At 73.1% G+C, this 18,871-nt stretch carries 16 protein-coding genes and 1 riboswitch; of the genes, 8 read left to right on the top strand and 8 right to left on the bottom strand.

The genetic code is table 11. The annotated features are described in order from the left end of the window. Positions 1-206: 206 nt before the first annotated feature. Positions 207-3,026 carry an N-acetylmuramoyl-L-alanine amidase gene (locus K7862_RS02680; RefSeq protein ID WP_308011810.1) on the bottom strand — a complete coding sequence of 940 codons (2,820 nt, stop codon included), beginning with the start codon at positions 3,024-3,026 and terminating at the stop codon, positions 207-209. Positions 3,027-3,217: 191 nt separating this feature from the next. Between K7862_RS02680 and K7862_RS02685 the strand changes: the two genes are divergently transcribed. Then, positions 3,218-4,567 (top strand): class II 3-deoxy-7-phosphoheptulonate synthase, encoded by a 1,350-nt coding sequence (locus K7862_RS02685; protein ID WP_222960058.1) that lies wholly within the window; start codon positions 3,218-3,220, stop codon positions 4,565-4,567. A 161-nt stretch (positions 4,568-4,728) separates the two neighbouring features. Further along, on the top strand, positions 4,729-5,058 hold the full coding sequence (locus K7862_RS02690; RefSeq protein WP_222960063.1) for a (2Fe-2S)-binding protein: 330 nt from the start codon (positions 4,729-4,731) through the stop codon (positions 5,056-5,058). A gap of 12 nt (positions 5,059-5,070) precedes the next feature. On the opposite strand, the gene bfr is transcribed toward K7862_RS02690, so the two are convergent. Beyond that, positions 5,071-5,550: a bacterioferritin gene (gene bfr / locus K7862_RS02695; RefSeq protein WP_222960065.1), complete on the bottom strand. Its 480-nt coding sequence runs from the start codon at positions 5,548-5,550 to the stop codon at positions 5,071-5,073. A 148-nt stretch (positions 5,551-5,698) separates the two neighbouring features. On the opposite strand from bfr, the gene K7862_RS02700 reads away from it, so the two are divergent. Next, a complete protein-coding gene (locus K7862_RS02700) occupies positions 5,699-6,313 on the top strand; it encodes a sulfite oxidase-like oxidoreductase (protein ID WP_222960068.1) in 615 nt (204 codons plus the stop codon). Positions 6,314-6,345: 32 nt separating this feature from the next. Here K7862_RS02700 and K7862_RS02705 read toward each other — a convergent pair whose 3' ends face one another. The 5 genes from K7862_RS02705 to thiO all read right to left on the bottom strand — a co-directional run bounded on the left by K7862_RS02705 (position 6,346) and on the right by thiO (position 11,782). Continuing rightward, positions 6,346-7,176, bottom strand: coding sequence for a deoxyribonuclease IV (locus tag K7862_RS02705; protein ID WP_308011822.1), 831 nt, complete (start codon positions 7,174-7,176; stop codon positions 6,346-6,348). Positions 7,177-7,303: 127 nt separating this feature from the next. Continuing rightward, the gene (pknB, locus tag K7862_RS02710; RefSeq protein WP_222960070.1) at positions 7,304-9,352 is read right to left on the bottom strand and encodes a Stk1 family PASTA domain-containing Ser/Thr kinase; all 2,049 of its coding nucleotides are present in this window, start codon (positions 9,350-9,352) and stop codon (positions 7,304-7,306) included. 194 nt (positions 9,353-9,546) lie between these two features. After that, positions 9,547-10,287 carry a thiazole synthase gene (locus K7862_RS02715; RefSeq protein WP_222960379.1) on the bottom strand — a complete coding sequence of 247 codons (741 nt, stop codon included), beginning with the start codon at positions 10,285-10,287 and terminating at the stop codon, positions 9,547-9,549. A 53-nt stretch (positions 10,288-10,340) separates the two neighbouring features. Then, the gene (gene thiS, locus K7862_RS02720) at positions 10,341-10,547 is read right to left on the bottom strand and encodes a sulfur carrier protein ThiS (protein ID WP_222960072.1); all 207 of its coding nucleotides are present in this window, start codon (positions 10,545-10,547) and stop codon (positions 10,341-10,343) included. Beyond that, positions 10,544-11,782 (bottom strand): glycine oxidase ThiO, encoded by a 1,239-nt coding sequence (thiO, locus tag K7862_RS02725; protein ID WP_222960074.1) that lies wholly within the window; start codon positions 11,780-11,782, stop codon positions 10,544-10,546. The genes thiS and thiO overlap by 4 nt, the downstream gene beginning before the upstream one ends. Next, positions 11,778-11,890: riboswitch (TPP riboswitch) on the bottom strand. Its footprint overlaps the gene before it by 5 nt. A 175-nt stretch (positions 11,891-12,065) precedes the next feature. On the opposite strand from thiO, the gene K7862_RS02730 reads away from it, so the two are divergent. The 5 genes from K7862_RS02730 to K7862_RS37250 all read left to right on the top strand — a co-directional run bounded on the left by K7862_RS02730 (position 12,066) and on the right by K7862_RS37250 (position 16,528). Beyond that, complete coding sequence (locus K7862_RS02730) at positions 12,066-13,274, top strand: NAD(P)/FAD-dependent oxidoreductase (protein ID WP_372461485.1); 1,209 nt, start codon at positions 12,066-12,068, stop codon at positions 13,272-13,274. A gap of 123 nt (positions 13,275-13,397) precedes the next feature. Continuing rightward, complete coding sequence (locus K7862_RS02735; protein WP_222960076.1) at positions 13,398-13,772, top strand: Rv2175c family DNA-binding protein; 375 nt, start codon at positions 13,398-13,400, stop codon at positions 13,770-13,772. A gap of 22 nt (positions 13,773-13,794) precedes the next feature. Further along, on the top strand, positions 13,795-14,445 hold the full coding sequence (gene thiE / locus K7862_RS02740; protein ID WP_222960078.1) for a thiamine phosphate synthase: 651 nt from the start codon (positions 13,795-13,797) through the stop codon (positions 14,443-14,445). Positions 14,446-14,626: 181 nt separating this feature from the next. Beyond that, positions 14,627-15,547 carry a methylenetetrahydrofolate reductase [NAD(P)H] gene (gene metF / locus K7862_RS02745; protein ID WP_222960080.1) on the top strand — a complete coding sequence of 307 codons (921 nt, stop codon included), beginning with the start codon at positions 14,627-14,629 and terminating at the stop codon, positions 15,545-15,547. Positions 15,548-15,574: 27 nt separating this feature from the next. Further along, complete coding sequence (locus K7862_RS37250; RefSeq protein ID WP_262412537.1) at positions 15,575-16,528, top strand: hypothetical protein; 954 nt, start codon at positions 15,575-15,577, stop codon at positions 16,526-16,528. Positions 16,529-16,573: 45 nt separating this feature from the next. Here the strand turns inward: K7862_RS37250 and K7862_RS02755 are convergent, their stop codons facing one another. Continuing rightward, positions 16,574-18,871, bottom strand: a complete 2,298-nt coding sequence (locus tag K7862_RS02755) for a terpene synthase family protein (protein ID WP_222960082.1) — start codon at positions 18,869-18,871, stop codon at positions 16,574-16,576.

Genomic DNA, 18,871 nt, shown 5'->3' on the forward strand with positions numbered 1-18,871 from the left:
TCGCGCGCGAGGTTCAGTGGGCCGCCCGGAGAGGGGGCCACCACCAGTTCTGGTTCATCGGCGCGAACATGAGCCGACCCTAGCGCACCGCGACGCGCGACGGCCGCCCGTCCCGGGGATCGGGACGGGCGGCCGTGTCGCTGTCAGGTTGCTGCCATTTCGGTGTCAGACCGAGTGCCGGTCGTGCCGGTCGTGCCGGTCGTGCGTCAGACCAGGAGGCCGTATATCTGCCAGCCCGTGCCCACCTTGACGCGGGCGGCGTACGGGGCGGTGGCGGAGCCGGTGCCCTTGTAGAACCACAGGGCGCCGGTGGAGTCGCGGCCGATCAGGTCCGGCTTGCCGTCGCCCGACATGTCGCCGGGGCCGACCATGGCGTTGTAGATCTGCCAGCCGGTGCCGATCTTCACCCGTGCCGCGAAGGGCGCGGTCGCCGAACCGGTGCCGGTGTAGAGGTACAGCGCGCCCGACGCGTCCCGGCCGAGCATGTCGCCCTTGCCGTCGCCGGTGAAGTCGCCCAGCGCCACCAGGGAGTTGTACGCGCCCCAGCCCGCGCCGATCTTCACGCGCGCCTTGAAGGGCGTCGCCGGGGTGCCGGTGCCCTGGTAGAGCCACAGCACGCCCGAGGAGTCACGCGCGACCAGGTCCGGCCTGCCGTCCCCGGTCACGTCCCGCACGCCGGACATCGTGTTGTAGGCGCCCCAGCCCGCGCCGACCTTGAGCCGGGCCTTGAACGGCGCCGACGGGTTCCCGCTGCCCTGGTAGTACCAGAGGACACCGGAGGTGTCCCGGGCGACCATGTCACCCGTGCCGTTCGCCTTCAGCTCCGTCATCGGCACCAGCGTGTTGTACACCTGCCAGCCCGCACCGACCTTGAACCGCGTGAAGTAGGGCGAGGTGGCGCTGCCCGTGCCCTGGTACTGCCACAGCACGCCGGACGCGTCCCGACCCAGCATGTTCGTGCGGGTGGTGCCCGGGTCCGGAGCGGTGGAGCCGACCAGCTTGACGTCCGAGGCCTTCACCCAGGCGATCCGGTGGTTGTACTGGATCGGGTAGAACTGGTCGGTGCCGGTGACCAGCGTGCGGTCGCCCGCGGCGGTGCCGGCGTAGGTGCCGCCGTTGTAGTAGTCGCCGACCTTCTCCGGTCCGGCCTGCGCGTACGCCTGGCCGGCCGGGATCGAGTACTTCGTCAGGTAGTCGTCGTTCTTCGTCTGGACGGAGACACCGGTGCCGGAGTACGCGGCGTCCTCCGGGTACGCGCGACCGTAGACGTGGACCGCGGCCGTTCCGGCCGGGGCGATCACGCTGGTGCTGGCGACCGGGGCGGTGAACTGCCCGCCGGGGTTGTGGAACCACAGCTTCTGGCCGCTGTACCAGATCGCCGTCCAGTCCGGTCCCGACGTGCCGGCCACGACGTACTCGCTGCCGGCGACGGCCTTGTTCTCCCAGTTCGAACCCTCGGTGGCCAGGGTCGACGAGGACAGGTACGGGTCGTTCGGCTGCGCGGCCGTGGTGGACGGGCTGGTGTAGAGGTACACGAAGTTCGCCGGGTGGGCGGCGAACGCCGTGCCGCCGCTGGTCAGCTTCGGCTCGTTCGCCGTGGTGTACGGCGGCACGATCCGGACCAGCTCACCCGTGCGCACCGGACCGCCGGCGCCCTGGTCGCCCTCGGGGCGGCCGAGCAGCGCCATGTAGTGGTTCCAGTCCCAGTACGGTCCCGGGTCCCAGTGCTGCGCGGACACCAGCGTGTCCAGGACGCCCGGGACCTCGTCGTGGCCGATGATGTGCTGCCGGTCCAGCGGGATGCCGAACTTGTTCGCCAGGTACTTCACCAGCGCGGCCGAGGAGTCGTACTCGGGCTCGGCGTACCAGCTGCCGGCCTTCATGGCGTAGCCCTCGTGCTCCACGCCGATCGAGTGCATGTTCACGGTCTTGTTGGCCGCGTGCCACGCCTCGTCCTTCGTCTGCACCATCTGCGTCACCCGGCCGTCTTCGGCGACCAGGTAGTGGGCGCTGGCGACAGCGGCGGGGTTCTGGAACTCCTGGATGGAGCCCTCGAAGGACCCCTCCATGTCGTGGATGACGATGTACCGGATGTCCTCGCCGCTGGCGGGCCGGTTCGCCGGGTTGTAGTTGCCCTCGATGGTGGGCGGCGTGTCCGTGTCCTTGCCGAACGCGGCCGGCACGTAGTTGCAGCTCAGGCCGGACGGGCAGTCGGCCGTCACCGCGGCGGTCGTGGCGTCGGCCTGGGCCGCCAGCGGCGTCTTCGCCGGCTTGACGGGCTTCACCGACGGATCGGCGGCCAGCGTGACCTGCTGGCCGTCGTCGGTGACCCGGCTCACACCGGTGCGGATCGTCTGGTACACCCGCTGCGCGAACTGGTCGGCGCCGCCGGCGGCCGGGGACTGGCTGAAGCGGGCGATCGCCCCGTACCAGTTGCCCGGGCTCGCCGGCAGCGAGCCGTAGGAGTCCTTCTCGTACTGTGCGAGCAGTGCCGCGGCCCCCCGGACGCTCTGCTCGGAGTCGGTCTTCAGGTCGTCCGCGGACGTGCCGGTCAGCTTCGCGGCCTCGTCCAGCGTGTGCAGCCGCGGGTCCGCGGTGTTCACGTCGTTGTGGACCGAGGCCAGCGCGCGCTTGGCGTCGAAGTGCTTGGAGACCGCCGGGTCGCCGCTGAGGTTCAGCTCGGCGAGCTTCTCGTCGGTCGTCGGCGTGACCAGGTCCGACGGGTTGACCTGGGTGAGACCCATGACGTTGTAGTTGCCGGTCGCGCTCGGCTTGCCGCCGTGGGCGTCCCAGAGCGTCTGCCGGTACGACACGGCCATCAGAACGCTCTGCGGGACCTTGTACTCCTGCGCGGCGGACGCGAAGGCGTCCTGCAGCGCGTGGCTGCCGGCCTGCGCGGTGGTGCTGGAGCCGCTCGACGGCGACGCCAGCGCGATCGTCCCGTACGTCGCGGCGGTGGCCAGCACGGCCGCCCCGGCCCCGTACGCGATCAGTGACTTCCTTCTGCGGTGCCTGCTACGGGCCACCTTGCCCCTGGCTCTCCGGCACGCCCGGGGCGTGCCCTCCCCTGGCGAGCACCCGGTCGGTGATCGCCTCCGAAGGCGCAGACGCTATCAGCCGTCTCTGACGCCCCGTTGACGACCCTGCGTGGCAACTCCATGTCTCACCCACTGAGCCGAAGGAAGATCGGCCCCGGTGAACCCGTAGTGTTGTTCGTGTGACCGTGAACGCAGATCTCCAGGCCGGTGGCAACACCTGGCACTCTCTTCCCGCGGCGCAGCAGCCCGAGTGGCCCGACCCCGAGGCTCTGCGCGACGTGATCGCCGAGCTCGCCTCGTATCCGCCGCTCGTCTTCGCCGGTGAGTGCGACCAGCTGCGCGCCCGCATGGCCGAGGTGGCCAGGGGTGAGGCGTTCCTGCTCCAGGGCGGCGACTGCGCCGAGGCGTTCGACGCCGTCGGCGCGGACCAGATCCGCAACAAGCTGAAGACCCTGCTCCAGATGGGCGCGGTGCTCACCTATGCCGCGTCCGTGCCGGTCGTGAAGGTCGGCCGGATCGCCGGCCAGTACAGCAAGCCGCGCTCCAAGCCGACCGAGACCCGCGACGGCGTGACCCTGCCGACGTACCGCGGCGACTCGGTGAACGGCTTCGAGTTCACGTCGGAGGCGCGTATCCCCGACCCGCAGCGGCTGAAGCGGATGTACCACGCGTCCGCCTCCACGCTGAACCTGGTGCGGGCGTTCGCCACCGGCGGTTACGCCGACCTGCGCCAGGTGCACGCCTGGAACCAGGACTTCGTGAAGTCCTCGCCGTCCGGCCAGCGCTACGAGGCGCTGGCGCGGGAGATCGACAACGCGCTGAACTTCATGGCGGCCTGCGGCACCGACCCCGCCGAGTTCCGCACGGTGGAGTTCTACTCCTCCCACGAGGCGCTGCTGCTCGACTACGAGACCGCGCTGACCAGGACCGACTCACGGACCGGGCAGCTCTACGACGTCTCCGGGCACATGGTCTGGATCGGCGAGCGCACCCGGCAGCTCGACCACGCGCACATCGAGTTCGCCTCCCGGATCCGCAACCCGCTGGGCGTCAAACTCGGACCGGGCACCACGCCCGAGGAAGCCCTGACGTACATCGACCGGCTCGACCCGGACCGTGAGCCCGGCCGGCTGACGTTCATCGTGCGGATGGGCGCGGACAAGGTGCGCGACAAGCTGCCGACGCTGGTGGAGAAGGTCACCGCGTCCGGCGCGCAGGTCGCCTGGGTCTGCGACCCCATGCACGGCAACACCTTCGAGGCGGCCTCCGGGCACAAGACCCGCAGGTTCGACGACGTGCTCGACGAGGTCAAGGGCTTCTTCGAGGTCCACCACGGCCTCGGCACCCACCCGGGCGGCATCCATGTGGAGCTGACCGGCGACGACGTCACCGAGTGCGTCGGCGGTGGCGACGAGATCTTCGTCGACGACCTCCACCAGCGGTACGAGACCGCCTGCGACCCCCGGCTGAACCGCAGCCAGTCGCTCGACCTGGCGTTCCTCGTCGCGGAGATGTACCGGGGCCAGTAGCCCCGGCAGGCCCGGTCAGGAGCCCGCACGGCGCAGGGCCCACACGGCGAAGGGGCGCGGATCACACCGATCCGCGCCCTTCGTGGCTTTTCCGGCGGTCCCGGCGACAGGTAAGGTAAGGGTTACCTCAGTCCCCCAGGGCCCGGAAGGCTGGTGACCGCGTGTTCGTCTGCTCCTGCTTCGGCATCACCGAGCAGCAGGTCAAGCAGCACGCCGACAGCGGTCGCTGCACTCCCCGGCAGATAGCCTCCGCCTGCAAGGCGGGCACGGACTGCGGTTCGTGCGTCAAGCGCATCCAGGCCCTGCTGGGCCGCGGCGCCGGCTGCACCACCCGCGACCGCCTCGACCCGGCGGGCGTCGCGGCCCCCGGCCCGGCGGAGTCCGCTCCAGAGGCCGCTCCGGAGTCCGTACCGGCGTCGGGTCCGGCCGAGGTCACCCCGCTGCCCGGGACGCCGGCCGTACCCGCGTCGCCGGTCGCCCCCGCTGCCTGAGCCCCGGACGCCCTAGCTCTCCGGCTGCTCGATCTGCTGGGCGAGGTAGAGCGGTTCGCCGAGCTTCTCGATCAGGTCCAGCTGGGTGTCGAGGTAGTCGACGTGCTCCTCCTCGTCGGAGAGGATCGACTCGAAGACGTTCGCCGAGGTGACGTCGCCCTTGGCCCGCATGAGTTCGACCCCGCGCCGCAGCCGGTCGATCGCCTCGACCTCCACCTGCTTGTCCGCCTGGAACATCTCGGTGACCGACTGCCCGACGCGGACGTGGAACAGCCGCTGGTAGTTCGGCAGCCCCTCCAGCAGCAGGATCCGGTCGGTGAGGAGTTCCGCGTGGCGCATCTCGTCGAACGACTCCGCCCGGGTGTGCTTCGCGAGCTTCAGCCAGCCGAGGTGGTCCTGCATCTTCGCGTGCAGGAAGTACTGGTTGATCGCGGTCAGCTCGGCGGTGAGCTGCTCGTTGAGGAACTCGAGGACTTCGGGGTCGCCCTGCATCGCAGCGCCGTCCTTTCGGGTCCATGCGTGGACAAGACGTACGTGTCGCCCGCATCTTTCCATCGTGTCCCGGTTCGATCCAGTAAGGGGAGGCTCACGTTCCGTGGCCGGGTCAGAAGCACTCCGTCCGGTCTGTCACCATGGAGGCATGGGCCAGTCCGAGCGTCGTGAGGGAGAGCTGCCCCCGGGCCAGCGGATCCAGCGCGGCTGGCCGGTCACCCACTACGGTCCGGTGCCGCGCTTCAAGCCCGACCGCTGGGAGTTCCGGGTCTTCGGCGCGACCGCCGACGGCGACAAGACCTGCTGGAACCACGAGGAGTTCTCGGCGCTGCCCTACGCGTCCGTCGTGGCCGACTTCCACTGCGTCACCAAGTTCTCCATGCTCGGCATCGAGTGGGGCGGGGTGGCCACCTCGACCGTGGTGAAGCTCGCGCCGCCGGCCGAGGACGTCACCCACGTCATGGTCTGGGCCGAGTACGGCTTCTCCTCGAACCTGCGGATCGAGGACTTCCTCGACGACCAGTCGATATTCGCCACCCACCGGGGCGGGGAGGCGCTCACCGCGGAACACGGCTTCCCGGTGCGCCTGGTGGTGCCGCGCCTCTACGCCTGGAAGGGCCCGAAGTGGGTGCGCGGCGTGGAGTACATGACCGCCGACCGCCGCGGCTTCTGGGAGGAGCGCGGCTACCACAACCTCGGCGACCCCTGGCGCGAGCAGCGCTACTCCTACCAGGAGGAGCCCGGCGACGGCCCGGAGCTCTGACCCGCCCGGCCTGATGCCCGGGCGTCCGCGCCTCACGGCAGGCGCAGCTCCTTCAGCTGCTTGATGTCCGAGGCGTGGCCCTCGGTGCCGCCCGGCGTCTCGATGACGAACGGCACGCCCTGGGTGGCCGGGTGGTGCAGCAGCCCGCGGAAGGCCTCCGGGCCGATGTGACCGGCGCCGATGTTCGCGTGGCGGTCCAGCCGCGACCCGCAGCCCGCCTTGCTGTCGTTGGCGTGCACCAGCTTCAGCCGGCCCGGGCCCGCCACCGCCGTCAGCTCGTCCAGCAGCCGGCCGGGGCCGCCCGGCGCGGCCAGGTCGTGCCCGGCGGCGAAGGCGTGACAGGTGTCCAGGCACACGCCCAGCCGCGGATGCCGGTCGAGGGCGTCCATGTAGGGGCCCAGCTCCTCGGCGAGCGAGCAGAGCGACGCGCCCTGCCCGGCGGTGGGCTCCAGCAGCAGCCACGGGTCGTCGTCGCGCGTCAGCTCCGCCAGCAGCGGCCGGACCCGCTCGCGTATCTGCGCCAGCGCGACCTCGCGCTCGCGCCCGCCGGTCGCCGAGCCGGTGTGCACCACCACGCCCAGCGCGCCGATCTCCCGGCCGCGGCGCAGCGAGTGCCGCAGCGAGGCGACCGACAGGTCCACCGTCGCGGGGGTGTGGGAGCCGAAGTTGATCAGGTAGGGCGCGTGCACGTACGCGGGTACGCCCAGCTCGGCGCACCGCGTGCGGAACTCCTCGTCCTGGGCGGGGTTGCCCGGCCCCGTGGCCCAGCCGCGCGGGTTCGCCACGAAGACCTGGACGCACTCCGCGCCGATCCGCGCGGCGTAGTCGAGGCCCTTGGCGGCCAGCCCGCCGGCCACCGGCACATGGCTGCCGACGGGGTTTCGCCGGGGGCTGCCGGCCGGGGTTCGGACGGGCTGGGACGCGGCCGCGGGTTCGCCGCCGGGCCCCGGCCCGGGGCTGTCCGTGTCGGTCCTGCGCACGGCCACCGGATCAGCGCACCCAGATGGTGATCGTGGCGCCCTTGGGGGCCTGCCCGCCGCCGCCCGGCGACTCGCTGAACACCGTGTCGCCGAAGAAGATGTCGATCACCCGCACGTCGAAGCCCGCGTCCTGCAGGATCTGCTTGGCCTCGTCCCGGTGCTTGCCCTTCACGTCCGGCACGTCCACCATCTGCTGGCCCTTGGACACCGTGATCGTCACGGTGTCGCCGGTGCCCGCCTGTGCGCCGGCGTCGGGGGACTCCACGGCGACGGTGTCCTTGTCGGCCTCGTCCGAGTACACCTTGCCCGGGGCGAGCACCACCTTCAGGCCCGCCTCCTCCAGCGCCTGCTGGGCGTCGGTCACGGACTGGCCGACGACGTCCGGGACCTCGACGGGCTCGCCGCGCGAGACGGTGATCGCCACCGGCGTGCCCGGCGCCCGGTCGGTCGCGCCGGCCGGATCGGTGGAGACGACCTGTCCGTTCGCCACGTCCGAGCTGAAGACGCGGTTGACGGTCCCGGCGGTGAGACCCGCCTTGGTGATCTCCTGCCGGGCCTGGTCCAGGGAACGGCCCGTCACGTCCGGCACCCGGACCACCTGCGGGCCCTTGGAGACGGTCAGGGTGACGGTGCCGTTGGACCGGATGCGCTTGCCGGGCCCGGGGTCGGTGGCGATCACGCTGCCGCGCGGCACGTTCAGCGAGAACGCCTGCTTCACCTTGCTGTCCAGGCCGGCGGCGGAGAGCTTCTTCTGCGCCTGGTCCTGCGGCAGGGCCAGCACGCCCGGCACCTTGGTGAACTGGCCGTCGCTGATGTACCAGACGCCCGCGCCGACGCCGAGCAGCACGAGCAGCGCCAGCAGGACGGCGAGCGGACCGCGGCGGCCGCGCCGGACCGCCGTGCGGGTGGTGTGCTCCGGCTCGTCCCGTACGGGGGCGGGCAGGATCAGCCGGCTGGTGCGGTTCAGCGCCGCGTCGTCCGCGCCGGCGGAGCCCGCGCCTCCCGCCGGCCCCGCCGCCCCGGCGGAGTCCGCCGGACCCGCCGCGTCCGCGACCGGCAGCGGGACGACGCTGGTGCGCTCCTCGGAACCGGCGGCCACGCCCGCGGCCGGCGGCCGCAGCCGCATCTGCACGGTGCCCTCGTGGTCCAGGCCGTCCGCGGCGAGTGCCGCCGCGGCGCGCGGGTCACCGGGCCGACCGTCGAGCTGGTCGGCGGTCAGCGCCGCCCGGACCGCGCGGAGCTCGGCGAGCATCTCCACCGCGTCCGCGGGCCGCCGCTCGGGGTCGCGCGCGGAGGCCCGCGCCACCAGGGCGTCCAGGCCAGGGGCGACGGACGGCACGACCGCCGACGGCGCCGGCACGTCCTCGTTGAGGTGCTGGTAGACCACCTTCATCGGGGTGTCGCCGGTGTAGGGCTTGCGGCCGGCCAGCATCTCGTACAGCACCAGGCCGCACGCGTAGACGTCGCTGCGCTGGCCCACGGTGCCGTGCCCGATCTGCTCGGGCGCGAGGTAGGAGACGGTGCCCAGCAGTGCCCCGGTGCTGGCGCTGGTCTGCGTGTCGACCGCCCTGACCAGGCCGAAGTCCGCGACCTTGACCCGGCCGTCGTCCCCGATGAGGACGTTCTCCGGCTTCATGTCGCGGTGTACGAGACCGGCCCGGTGCGCGGCGCCGAGCGCGGCGAGCACCGGCTCCAGGATGTCGAGTGCCGCCCGCGGCTGCAGCGCGCCGCGCTCCTTGAGCACGTCCCGCAGCGTGCAGCCGGCCACGTACTCCATCGCCAGGTACACGTACGTGCCGTCCTGGCCCTGGTCGAAGACGCCGACCACGTTGGGATGGGCGAGCCGGGCGACCGCCTTGGCCTCGCGGATGAACCGCTCCACGAAGCCGGTGTCGGCGGCGAGGGCGGGGTGCATGACCTTCAGTGCGAGGACACGGTCCAGCCGGGTGTCGACGGCCCGGTAGACCGTCGCCATCCCCCCGACCGCGACCCGGCTCTCGACCCGGTAGCGCCCGTCGAGCACCTGTCCGACAAGCGGGTCCTGCACGCTGATGTCCACGACGCCCGATTCTACGAGCCCGGCTTGCCCCATCCGGCGGTACGCGCCCGCACTGTGCCCCACCCGTGGCGATCCGGAACAATTCCGTGACCTCGGCGCGCCGGGCGCGGGCCCGGCGGCCCTGGCTGCGGTGGTGGATGCGGCAGCGGCGGTGGCTACGGCGGTGGCTGCGGCGCCGGCAGCAGTGGAGGCCGTCAGAACGCGGGGCGCTCGGGGTCGAGGTCCGCGGTGCCGTCGGTGGGCGAGGACGCCAGGGCGTGGTGGCGGCGCGGGATGCGGCCGCCCCGGTACGCCAGCCGCCCGGCGCTCACCGCGTCCCGCATCGCCCGGGCCATCAGCACCGGGTGCTGGGCGCGGGTCACCGCCGAGGCCAGCATCACCGCCGCGCAGCCCAGCTCCATGGCCAGTGCGACGTCCGAGGCCGTCCCCGCCCCCGCGTCCAGGATCACCGGCACGCCCGCCCGTTCGGTGATCAGCCGGAAGTTGTGCGGGTTGCGGATGCCGAGACCGGAACCGATGGGGGAGCCCAGCGGCATGATCGCCGCGCAACCGGCGTCCTCCAGCTTGCGGGCGAGCACCGGGTCGTCACTGGTGTAGGGCAGCACGGTGAACCCGTCGTCCACCAGGATCTCGGCGGCGTCGAGGAGTTCGACCGGGTCGGGCAGCAACGTCCGCTCGTCCGCGATGACTTCGAGCTTGATCCAGTCGGTGCCGAGCGCCTCCCGTGCCAGCCGCGCGGTCAGCACGGCCTCGCCCGCGGTGTAGCAGCCCGCCGTGTTGGGAAGCACCCGGATGCCGTGCTCGGCCAGCACCGACAGTACGGACCCCTTCGTCGTCGGGTCCAGGCGCCGCATCGCGACGGTGGTCAGCTCGGTGCCCGAGGCCAGCAGCGCCTGCTCCAGCACCTCCAGGCTCGGCGCGCCGCCGGTGCCCATGATCAGGCGGGACGCGAACGTGAGGTCGCCGATCCGCAGCGGGTCGTCCACGGTCAGCCTCCCTGCACGGCGGTGAGGATCTCCACCCGGTCGCCGTCGGCGAGGGCGGTGGCCGCCCAGCGGGTGCGCGGCACGACCGTCTCGTTGACGGCGGCGGCCACACCCGCGGACGCGGAGGTGAGGGAGGCGACCAGGGCCTCCAGGGCGACCGGCGCGGCGAGGGCCCGGCGCTCGCCGTTGACCTGCACGGTGATCGTCATGCCGGCTGCCCCTGGCGTGTACGGGCGAAGCGCTGCGCGCCGAAGGCCGTTGCGTACGGCGGCAGTTCACCGTCCGCCGAGGTCAGCACCTCGGCCATGACGTCCCCGGTGACCGGGGTGAGCAGCACGCCGTTGCGGTGGTGTCCGGTGGCCAGCAGCAGGCCGTCGACGTCGGTGGGGCCGAGCAGCGGCGCGTTGTCCGGGGACCCGGGCCGCAGCCCGGCCAGCGTCTCGGTGAGCGGGAGTTCGGTGATGCCCGGCACCAACTCGTGGGCGTCCCGCAGCAGTTCGTAGACGCCGCCGGCCGTCACGGTGGTGTCCCAGCCGAACTCCTCGCTGGTCGCGCCGAGAACGAGCTCGCCGTTCTCCCGGGGCACCAGGTAGACGTGGCTGCCGCGGACCACCGCGCGGACCGTGCGGGACAGGAACGGCGCGTGGCCCGGCGGGATCCGCAGCCGCAGGATCTGGCCCTTGACCGGCCGCACCGGCGGCACCACGTCCGGCGGGAGCCCGGCGACGCGGGCGCTCTCGCTGCCGGCCGCCAGCACCGTGCGGCCGGCCCCGAGCACCGTCCCGTCGGCGAGCACGACGCCGGTGGCGCGGCCCGCGGTCACCTCGACGCGGACCGCCCTGGCGCGCACGAAGGCCACGCCGGCGAGTTCGGCCGCCCGCAGCAGGGCCGCCGCCAGCCGCCGGGGGTCGACCTGGTGGTCGCCGTCCACCCGCAGACCGCCGCGGACGCCCGGCGCGAGCATGGGTTCCAGCCGGCGGCAGTCCCGGCCGCCGAGCCACTGCGACTCCAGCCCCAGCGAGGTCTGGAAGGTGTGCAGGTCGCGCAGGTGCGCGCGGTCGTCGGCGTCCAGCGCGACGGCCAGGGTGCCGCAGCGGCGGTACCCGGTGTCGAGGCCGGTCAGGTCGGTGAGTTCGGCGACGAAGGCCGGATAGCGGTCCGCCGACGCCAGGTTGAGGTCGAGCAGCGTCTGCTCGCCGTACTGCAGCTCGGTGACGGCGGCGAGCATCCCGGCGGCGACGTGCGCGGCCCCGCCGCCCGGCGCCGGGTCCACCACCGTGGTGCGCAGGCCCTGTTGGGCCGCGCGCCAGGCCGTGACGAGACCGATCAGGCCGCCGCCGACGACCAGCACGTCCGGCACGGGCTGCGGCACGGACGACGGCACGGACTTCGGCGGCGACGCGGTGATCGGTGAGGGTGCGGGTTCGGATGCGGATGTGCGCATGGGCTGGCGCTCTCCCTTCGCCGGCATGACCCGGATCAGGTTCGTACGGTCGGCGGCCGGTCAGCCACCCTCTCAGCCCGGTGCGTCCGGGCTCCCGCGTGTGCGGGGCCCACCCTATCCCCGCCCGGCCCGTCCGGGTCCTGCCGGGTGGACGCGGCTGGACGCGGGGGCCGGTGCGGGGCGGCGGGCGAACCGGCGAAGAACCGGGGAAGAACCGGGGAAGACCGCACCGCGCCCGCGAGGGGACACCGGCCCGGCGCGGACGGCGGGCTACCGTGACCTCGTGAGAGAGCTGCACGCAGTGATCGTCGGCGCCGGTATGGCCGGCGTCCAGACCGCCCTGGAACTCCGCCAGCAGGGCTGGCGATCCCCCGTGACGATCATCGGCGCCGAACCGCACGCCCCCTACGACCGGCCACCGTTGTCCAAGGCCGTCCTCCTCGGCGGCTCGGGCGACGCACTCCTCGACGCCACCTTCGACGTCGACTTCGCCGCGCTCGGCGTCGACCTGCGCCTGGGCGTGCGCGCCGAGGCGCTGCACGCCGCCGAACGGCGGCTCGCCACCGACGGCGGACCGCTGGACTACGACCGCCTGGTACTGGCCAGCGGCGCCTACGCCGCCTCCCTGCCCGGCACGGAGGGCATGCCCGGGGTGTACCCGCTGCGCACTCTGGACGACGCCGCGGCGCTGCGGCCGGTGCTGGAGGCCCGGCGCCGCGTCGTAGTGGTCGGCGCCGGCTGGATCGGCGCGGAGTTCGCCACCGCCGCCCGCCAGGCCGGCTGCGAGGTCACCGTGGTGGAGGCCGCGGAGCGGCCGCTGGCCGGAGTGCTGCCCGCGTCCGTCACCGCGCCGATGCGCGGCTGGTACGAGGAGGCCGGGGTCGGCCTGCGCACCGGGACGCCCGTCGCCTCCCTCGAACCGGGCGCGGTGCTGCTCGCGGACGGCACCCGGCTGCCCGCGGACGCCGTGATCGTCGGGATCGGCGCCCGCCCGGCCACGGACTGGCTGGCCGGCTCAGACGTCGTCCTCGACGCGCAGGGCGCCGTGCGGGCCGACGACCGGCTGCGCACCACCGCGCCCGACGTCTTCGCGGTCGGGGACTGCGCGTCGTTCCCGTCGGCCCGCTACGGCACCCGGATGCTCATCCACCACTGGGACAACGCCGTGCAGGGACCCCGGACCGCCGCGGCCAACCTGCTCGGCGGCGACCTGCGCTACGACCCGGTGCCGTACTTCTGGTCCGAGCAGTTCGGGCGGTTCGTGCAGTACGCCGGGCACCACGCGGCCGGCGACACGCTGCTGGAACGCGGTGACCCGGCCGATCCGTCGTGGTCGGTGCTGTGGCTGCGGGAGGGCACGCTGGTGGCGGTCCTCGCGGTGAGCCGCCCCCGCGACATGGCGCAGGCCCGCAAGCTCATCGCCCGGTCCGCCGTGCTGGACCCGGCGGTGGCCGCGGACCCCGCGGTTCCGCTGAAGGCCGCCGTCCGCTGACGCACGCGCGGCCCAGCCCCCCGGCGCCCCCCGACGACCGCCGACGACCCCGCCGCCCCCCGGACGGCGGTCGTTCGGCGGTGTGCCGCAGCGCTTGTCGGCGCCAGGTGGCAGGCTTGCCCTGTGACTGTTTACTCGTCGGTTGACGCACACATCGACGCACTGGTCCCCTCCTGGCTCACTCTGCCGGAGGTCGCCGAGCGTCTCGGTCTCGAAGTGACCCGGATCCGGCCGCTGATCAAGGAAGGGCAGCTCATCGCCGTCCGCCGCGGTGAGAACAAGGCCCTGATGGTCCCCAGCGACTTCATCGGTGACGGGAAGATCGTCAAGGGTCTCAGCGGCACCCTGACCGTTCTGAAGGACGACGGCTTCACGGACGATGAGGCCCTGGAGTGGCTCTTCACCGCCGACCCGACCCTGCCCGGCACCCCGGTCCAGGCGCTGCGCGAGAATCGCGGGACCGAGGTGAAGCGCCGCGCGCAGGCGCTCGCCGTGTAGTCCGACCCCTGGGGGGAGCCCGATGAGCGCCACGGCACGCGAGCAGCTCGCCGACGCCCGGCTGTACCTGTGCACCGACGCCCGTGCCGAGCGGGGTGATCTCGCGGACTTCGCGGACGCGGTGCTCGGGGCCGGGGTGGACGTCATCCAGCTCCGCCAGAAGGGCATCGAGGCCCGGGAGGAGCTCGCCGCGCTCGCGGTGCTGGCGGCCGCCTGCCGCCGGCACGGCCGGCTCCTCGCGGTCAACGACCGGGCCGACGTGGCGCACGCGGCCGGCGCGGACGTCCTGCACCTGGGGCAGGGCGACCTCCCGGTCCCGGCCGCGCGCGCCCTGCTCGGCGACGAGGTCGTCATCGGGCGGTCCTGCCACGCGGAGCCCGAGGTCGACGCCGCCTCCGTCGAGCCGGGCGCGGACTACTTCTGCACCGGGCCGGTCTGGCCCACCCCCACCAAGCCCGGCCGCCCGGCCCCCGGCCCGGACCTGGTCCGCTACGCGGCGGGCCTGGGCGTCACCCGCCCCTGGTTCGCGATCGGCGGCATCGACCAGGACAACGTCGGGCAGGTCCTGGAGGCCGGTGCCCGGCGGATCGTCGTGGTCCGCGCCATCACGGAGGCGGCCGACCCGGCCGCCGCCACCGCCGCGCTCGCCGCGGCCGTCCGTTCGGCCGTCTGAGGCCCGGCGGCGCCGTGTCCGGGCCGGCCGTCCGGCCCGGGCCGCGTCCGTGCCGCGTCCGGGCCGGCCGCTGCGGCGGGCGGAAACCCCAGGATGTCCACCAGGTGGACGGGAATCGGACGTCGGGGGCATATCGCCTCTCCGGTTACGCACGGTCGCCGACCGAGGTTAGCCTGCATACATGGCACTGGGGACTTCATCCACTCGCACCGACCGGGCGGTCACGATTCGTGAGCTGCTCGCCGGTGGCGGGCGCTCGTACTCGTTCGAGTTCGCCGCGCCCAAGACCGAGAAGGGCGAACGGACCCTGTGGAACGCCATCCGCAGGATCGAGGCGGTGCAGCCGACGTTCGTGTCCGTCACGTACGGTGCCGGCGGATCGTCCCGCGAGGGCACCGTCCGGGCCACCGACCGGATCGTCTCCGACACCACCCTGACCCCGTGCGCGCACCTGACCGCCGTCAACCACTCGGTGGCCGAGCTGCGCAACATCATCGGCCAGTACGCCGACGCCGGGATCCGCAACATGCTGGCCGTGCGCGGCGACCCGCCGGGCGACCCGATGGGGGAGTGGGTCCCGCACCCGCAGGGACTGACGTACGCGGCCGAACTGGTCCGGCTGATCAAGGAATCGGGCGACTTCTGCGTGGGCGTCGCGGCGTTCACCGAGATGCACCCGCGCTCGGCGGACGCGGAGACCGACACCCGGCACTTCATCGACAAGTGCCGGGCGGGCGCGGACTTCGCGATCACCCAGATGTTCTTCGACGCCGACGCCTACCTGCGGCTGCGGGACCGGGTGGACGCGGCGGGCTGCACCGTCCCGATCATCCCCGAGGTCATGCCGGTGACCAACGTCCGGCAGATCGAGCGGTTCTCCCAGCTCGGCAACGCGCCGTTCCCGCCCGAGCTGGCCGCCCGCATCCTCGCGGTGAAGGACGACCCGGCCGCGGTGCGCGCCATCGGCATCGAGTTCACCACCGAGATGTGCGGGCGTCTGATGGCCGAGGACATTCCCGGGCTGCACTTCATTACTCTTAACCACTCCACCGCTTCGCTGGAGATCTACGAGAACCTCGGACTTCACCAGCGGGCGGCGTGACACCCTAGGTTCGGAGGTGGGCAGCGCATGGGCTACTCGGTGCTCTACGTCGCGTTCGGCATCGTCGCGCTGTGGCTGCTCGGCGAGGTGCTGCTGCAGTACAAGGCGCGGCTGCGCTGGCGGGTGCTCGCCTTCGCGGGCTTCCTCTGCGTCGTCGTCGGCGTGTACGGGCGCCAGGTGCCCGTCATCCTGCTGGGGGCGATCGCCTTTGGCACCGGTCAGGCGTTCGTCACCCTGTCCTACAAGCGCGGCTTCTCCACGGGATGGGCGCTGGGCGGCCGTCCCGGCTCCAGCCGCCGCCGCAGGGGCACCGCGCCCCGCGCGGAGCCGGTCCTGGAGGTCACCCCGGTCGAGGCGGGCCACGACGCGGACGACCCCGCCGCTCCGGCCGCGCAGGACGTGCTGACCGGCGAGCAGGACCGCACCGAGATCTACCAGCCGGTCCCGATGCACGAGGACAGCGGCGAGTACCCGCTGTACGACGGCCGCTCCACCTACACCCCTGACCCGTACACCAGCGGTGGCTACGAGGGCTACGGAGCCCAGGGCTACGAGGGCTGGGGCGGCACGGAACCGCAGCCGGCCGCGGCCGCCGCCTCCTACGACTCCGGCGGCTACCAGGGCGGTTACGGCGGCTACGACACATCCGGCGGCTGGGGCGCCGAGCAGGCGTATGGCTACGGCCAGGACGGCTACCAGCAGCCGGCGGCGGCCTCCTACGACCCGAACTACGGCGGCGGTTACCAGGGCGGCGGGTTCGGCGAGCAGGCCACCGGGGAGTGGACCCCGCAACCGCACCCGCAGCACCCCGAGGGGCCGTACGCCGGGCAGCAGGCGCCCGCGGACCCGTACGGGGCATACGGCTACGAGCCCCAGCAGACGTCGCAGCCGTACATCCCGCAGCAGCCGCACCAGTCGCCGTACGAGCAGCCGGCGCCGCATCAGCAGTCCTACGACCCGTACGACCCCTACCGCTACTGACCCGCACGCGGCGGGCGCGGGCCGCCGGAGGCCGCGGCCTGCGGCTCAGCGGCCGGTGAGCAGCGACGGCAACCGGGCCGCCGCGGTGCCGATCCCGGTGGGCACGGCCTCCCACCGGGCCCTGCCGGCCGCCGGCCCGAGCGGGTGGTTCCGCAGCAGCGCCTCCTCGGTGTACCGCGCGCAGGCGCGGTGCCAGTGGACGATGCCGGCCATCCAGTCCCGCAGCTCCCGCGCGTGGTCCAGCACCGCGGTGCGGGCCGCCGGGTTGAGGCCGAACTCGTCGAAAAGCGCTGGCAGTTGGGTGTCGGTGATGTGCTGGAACTCCTGCAGCCTGGCGGCGATCAGGTCGCCGGTCACCGCCATCGCCTGCTCCGGGGAGCAGTCCAGGAAGTTCTGCACGACCAGCACCGCGTTGTGCAGCTCGCCCTCGAACTCGATCTCCTTCCGGTAGGAGAACACGTCGTTGACCAGCGATCCGAAGTCCATCGCGGCGGTCTCCACGGCCCGCACCGGGCGTGACCGGGCGATCTCGTCGGTCAGCAGGTCGCCGTGGGCGATCCGGGACAGACTCATCGTCAGCTCGGAGCCGAAGGTGTCGCGGCGCATCTCGATGTAGTCCACCGGGTCGGGCACGCGGTGCTGGCGGTGGTTGGCCAGCTCCCACAGCCAGCTCCGGCACATCCGCTCGACGGACGAGCGCAGGCGGCGCCGGGCCCCGGGCTCCAGGGAAGCCGTCGTGCGCGGCCACAGGTCGGCCAGTCCCCGTTCGAGCGCGGTGACCGGCGCCGCCCCCGGCGCGTCCTCGGCGTCCAGCGGCATGAGGAGCAGCAGCCGCTCGGTGGCGGCGCGGGCCGCCGCCAGGTCGCCGGTGCGGCCGAAGACCGCCGGGTAGTAGTCGTCCGCGTAGGTGCCCCAGGCCAGCCAGTCGGTGGTCAGGGCGAGTTGGTCGCGGCCGGCGCGCGGGTGGATGCCGGCCGCGCACAGGGCGAGGTCGTTGTCGGCGAGCCTGCGCTCGTCCCACAGGCCGCCGGGCAGCGGGTAGCCGGGCTCGGGACCGACGAGGCCGATCCGCGCGGCCCACGCGGCGCCGTGCCGGCGCGCCTCGTCCAGGTGCGGGTTCAGGGTGAGTTCGAAGGGCATCGGGATGTCGGGAAGCGGCACGTGACCGGCCGGCTGCCGGACCGGGTGGCTGTAGGCGCGGGCACGCTGCGGCATGGTGGCGGTCAGCGACAGCAGGATCTGCGCGGCGGACGTGCCCAGGCCGGACGGGCCGGACAGCCCGCCGAGCGAACCGCCGGCCGGCGTGCCCACCGGACCGCCGACCGGGTCGCCCACCGAACGGGCCGTGCCGTCGGCGCCGTTCATGTACCGGCTGGAGCGCATGTGCCACTCGTGGCCGCCGGACTGCCAGTCCTGGAGGCCCTTGACGTAGGCCGCCACGGCGAGTTGCTCCTGCGGGGTCAGGCCGTGTTCGGCGACCAGCGGCTCGACCTCGGTCAGCGCGGTGTGCTCGAACTGCTGGAGCCGCGAGGTCAGCAGGTCGTTGACGCGATCGGCCGCCTCCTGCGGGCTCAGCCCGAGGAAGCGCTCCAGGACCAGGACGGCGTTGGCCAGTTCGCCCTCCTGCTCGGTCTCGCGCTGGTACGAGAAGAGGTCGTTGCGCAGATGGACGCTGTCGGAGAAGGTGTCGCGCAGCACCCGCATCGGGCGGCTCGCCGCGATCGACGCCGGGACCTCGGCGCCCGCGGCGTGCTCCACCAGATTCGCCGACCAGGGCGCGCCGCCCACCTTGCGGCGCATCTCGATGTACTCGACGGGGTTGGAGACCCGCCCGGCGCTGATGTTCGAGAGCTCCCACAGGGACTCCTCCAGCAGGTGGCGGGTGCTCTCGTGGAAACGCCGGCGCCAGCTCTCCGACATCGCCGGCACCGTCCGCGCCCACAGGTCGGCCAGGCCCGCCTCGACCTGGTTGGTGGGCTCCGGCACCTCCTGGCCGAGGTCCACCGGCATGAACGCGGGCAGCCGGTCCAGGTACGCCTTGGCGCCCGCCATGTCCCGGGTGCGCTTGAAGATGTCGAGGAAGTGGTCGTCGAAGAAGAACACCCACACGTACCAGTCGGTGACCAGGTCGAGTTCGGCTCCCGAGGCGTCGGGGTGCGTGTAGGCGCACAGCAGCGCGTAGTCGTGCGCGTCCAGGTCCGACGCGTCCCAGATGCCCGAGCCCTCCAGCATGTTCATTCCGCGGGCCCAGCACTTGGTGTGCTCCCGGGCCTGCTCCACATGCGGGTTGAGCCGCGCCGGATACGGCACGTAGAAGCGAGGCAGTTCGAACGGCTGCGGCAT

This window comes from Actinacidiphila acidipaludis (genome assembly GCF_019890725.1).
Taxonomy (GTDB): domain Bacteria; phylum Actinomycetota; class Actinomycetes; order Streptomycetales; family Streptomycetaceae; genus Actinacidiphila; species Actinacidiphila acidipaludis.